The sequence below is a fragment of the uncultured Campylobacter sp. genome (genome assembly GCF_938018035.1).
Taxonomy (GTDB): domain Bacteria; phylum Campylobacterota; class Campylobacteria; order Campylobacterales; family Campylobacteraceae; genus Campylobacter_B.
The window spans coordinates 1-3,484 of sequence record NZ_CALIJF010000307.1 but is presented as its reverse complement, the minus strand read 5'-3'; the positions used below and the strand labels follow the sequence as shown (position 1 = coordinate 3,484).

Here is a 3,484-nt window from a genome sequence, read left to right as displayed (position 1 = left end):
AAACCGTTTGCCAAAACGATCGCTACTTTCATTCTACGCCCCTTTATTTTAGGTATGAGCCCTGCTCGCTCGGGGCGGTCGAAATTTCAGTATTCGTGCTCCTACTAGACGAACTATCGTATAGGAACGAATCGTCGCCTTTTAGATAAGCAATGATGTAGCCTAGCTCCGTAGCGCCCGTCTTAGCGGCGATCGGCTGCATGATATTTTTCATCTTGCCACCATAACTTAGATCTGTAGTGTATTGCGACATAGCTATCGAGATCTCTTTGGCGTCCATATCTTTGAGTTTACGCGATACTCCATAAGCTCTTTTTTGGCCATTCTCGCCGTGGCATGAAGCGCACTTCTCAGCAAAGATAGCTCCACCTCTTTCTTTTAAAAAATTTATATTTCGATTTACCTTGCCGCTATGGGTTTTACTGCCTGCGACCGGAGCGTTTTTGTAGATATTTACAGTTACGTTTTCATCTTTAGAATGCTTTTCGATCAGGGATTTTAGCTCTTTGGCAAACTCACCTTTGGCTTCGAATACATACGTGTCATCATTTGCTTTATCCGCGGCATTTAAACTAAAGGCAAAAAAACATGCTAAAAAAGAAATTTTAAAAATTTTCATAGAAAACCTTGATTTAGAATTTAAAAAGGGCGAAGCAAAAGCTTCGCCCTAATTTTACCCGTATAAGGTAAATAATTAGAAGCTGTATTTAGCCTCAAATCTGATGCGATCTTTTTTCTCATCAAGACCGCCAGCAGCATCGTCAATCTTATAGTGAGAATACCAAGTTTTGAAGCTTAGCTTTTCATTATATTTATAAGAAATTCTACCTACTACTTCGTATGCATCGTCACCATGCGCTTTACCGTCTAGGTAATCAGCACCAATTCTGATACCAGTATCAGGGATAGTATATCCTGCTACTACATACCAATAGTGGTTCTCGCCAGTAAAGCTTCTATAATCTAGCAACTCTTCACCTGGGCTAATGAAGGATCCTTGATCTTCAAAGGATACAAAAGAAGCGCGATCTTTATTATCAGGCTCGAATCTCAAATAACCTGCAGCTAAATCGATACCGAATAGACCCATACTAGCCTCTGCAGCCCAAAAATCTGCATCGCTTGTTTCTGTATTTACAGGAAGAAGTGTTGTTCGATTTATGTAAGTATAAGTCGCTCTATCTAAATCAGAAAACGCATATTGACCTTTTACGCCAATATTGAAATCATCGGAAATATCAAAGTTAAATGCTAACTCTGCGGCAAAAAGATCGGCTACATCTTCTAAGGAGTTATACCATAATTGGAAAGCCACAGGATCGTATGAGCCCATAGCTCCTACTCCATATAGATTGTGATCGGTAGTTAATTTTCCTCTTAATGGGGCCATTACACCTGTTCTATTCCACTTAAGGCTGCCAATATCACTATCATTCTCTAAAGAGTCCATCCAAAAGCCAGTAAGAGTTAGCCCCTCGATATCGGTGCTAGTAATCTTAACACCGTCCCCATACATATCATCCGTAAAGAACGAACCTATACCCTGGCGACCAACTGTAATCGTAGTGCCGCCAATAGCATATCCTAAGTAGGCCTTGGCAATATCAAATTGAGACTCATCATCCTCTTCATTTTTCTCCTGAAGATATACACCGTCTGAAGATGAAAAAGTCTGACCGTTATCTCTATCCATGAATCTAACACCGACTACACCGAAAAAGTTATCGTCGATTTTAGCTTTGAAATCTACTTCGGATTTGAATTCCCAGACACTAGATTTCTCGCGATGGACATTTTTATCGGATTCATTATTGTGTGTATATCGCATACGAGCGTATCCGTTTAGATCCACATCCTTGATAGCTTCCTCTAACGGAACAGCACTTGCACTCATAGCAAGAGCACCTGCAGCGACTGCTGCCGCTAAACTAAGTTTAACTAGTTTCATTTTGAACTCCTTTAAAAGTTTGTAAGCGCAATAGTAGCACAAAATGACAAATTATATGCTTAAAATAGGCTGAAAAATACTAAAATTTTACCGAATTGTTACCGAATGTTTACCAAAATCGCGAAAATTCGGGCATAAAAAAAGCGAGACCCACACAGGCCTCGCCGATTATTGAAAGGAGTTCTAATTTCGATGTGGGGATTATATCAGGCCGCGGTAAACAGACGGCAACACCTCTTTCTTGTGGGGAAATTTCATAAAATTTTACGACGTGAAATTTTATGAATGAAATTTTCAAGACACAAAATTTGCAAAGCGTGGGTTTTAAAAATATCTACGTGACATCTTATCAGCGGGGAATACTGCACTGAAAACGAGCAGTGCGCGAAAAACCGCGAGAAAGAAAATTTATAAGAATTTCGCAATCAAAATTCTAGCGCCAGCCGTATTTCTATAATATAGAATTTTGTGGACAAAATGGCACTATGCAGCAAGGAATTTAAGCGCGAAAGCAAGTGGATATAAAACGCTAACCGAACCATAGAAGCAAGATACGCAGCACAGAATTTTGTGAAATATAAAATTCCACAACTTATAAAATATAAAATTTATGCAGGCAATCGCATAAAGAATCAGCGGACTTTAAAGCGCAAGCAAATCGCGCCAGCCCGCCATGATTAAGAACAGAAACTATTGCCTTCATAAGAGTAGAGAGCAAACTCAAAAACGTTTATCTCAAATTAAAAGCAGGCTCGCTTACCTTCAAGGGTGCAGCAGCTAAAAATCGCGTAGATTAAAAGCTGATATTTTCGCTCTCAGGTACAGCGATAGCGTCGTTTTTATGCATTTGTTTGGTCTCGATTTTGCCAATATCATAAGCGCGCGGAGCAACGGAACCCGCTTTGCGCGAGATGATTCGCATATCGGTGATAGCGCCTGCTGCGGTACTTATGTAGGCAGTATCTCCTGCAGCCGCATAATATCTGCTTGCGCGAGCGGTGTAGAGCTCGCCGTTGGATAGGTCTTTAAACGTATAGACGTAAGCTGTGGAGCTTTGACGAGTGTAGTTTACGATCTCGGATTTGAGCGAGCGTAAGTTGCCTGCAGGCGTCGGAGCGGTGTTTACGGCGCAGCCTGCGATGCCAAGAGCCAAAAGTGCAGAAAATATGAAATTTTTCATTCAGTATCCTTCATTTGTAAAATTTGAACTTTTAGAGTAGTAGGTTTGGGCTTAAAGTTTGCTTTTTTGAGAGGCATCGGAGTGGAATTTAAACGATGATGGATGCGCTTGCGTCGCTGGCATTTGTTTTTGAGGAGCGTCGAAGTGGAATTTAAACAGATCTCTCTTAGCGTTAGGCGAAGCGAGAGCGCGCTTTTAGCGATTTTTCTATATATGCGGGGCAGAATTTAGCAGCAATCGTAAGCAAGACTTGGCAATCGCATCTAAATTAAAAACAGAGCTCTAGTTTTTTACCCGGCCAGCTTGCATCAGCACTCTTTGCGGCGCTGACCGCGATATTTGCAAAAATCGGGCTT

Annotated in this window: 3 protein-coding genes; all 3 read right to left on the bottom strand. The window is 41.1% G+C overall.

Annotation, left to right across the window (positions count from 1 at the left end; all coding sequences use genetic code 11):
* Positions 1-43: 43 nt before the first annotated feature.
* The 3 genes from Q0257_RS09200 to Q0257_RS09190 all read right to left on the bottom strand — a co-directional run bounded on the left by Q0257_RS09200 (position 44) and on the right by Q0257_RS09190 (position 3,128).
* Positions 44-619: a cytochrome c gene (locus Q0257_RS09200; RefSeq protein WP_298024302.1), complete on the bottom strand. Its 576-nt coding sequence runs from the start codon at positions 617-619 to the stop codon at positions 44-46.
* A gap of 75 nt (positions 620-694) precedes the next feature.
* Positions 695-1,948 (bottom strand): major outer membrane protein, encoded by a 1,254-nt coding sequence (locus Q0257_RS09195; protein WP_298024300.1) that lies wholly within the window; start codon positions 1,946-1,948, stop codon positions 695-697.
* A gap of 793 nt (positions 1,949-2,741) precedes the next feature.
* Positions 2,742-3,128, bottom strand: coding sequence for a hypothetical protein (locus tag Q0257_RS09190; RefSeq protein ID WP_298024298.1), 387 nt, complete (start codon positions 3,126-3,128; stop codon positions 2,742-2,744).
* Positions 3,129-3,484 lie beyond the last annotated feature (356 nt).

Excerpts from the sequence above, each read along its gene's own strand:
- Q0257_RS09195 (WP_298024300.1), bottom strand. The coding sequence starts at position 1,948 with ATGAAACTAGTTAAACTTAGTTTAGCGGCAGCAGTCGCTGCAGGTGCT.
- Q0257_RS09200 (WP_298024302.1), bottom strand. The coding sequence starts at position 619 with ATGAAAATTTTTAAAATTTCTTTTTTAGCATGTTTTTTTGCCTTTAGT.
- Q0257_RS09190 (WP_298024298.1), bottom strand. The coding sequence starts at position 3,128 with ATGAAAAATTTCATATTTTCTGCACTTTTGGCTCTTGGCATCGCAGGC.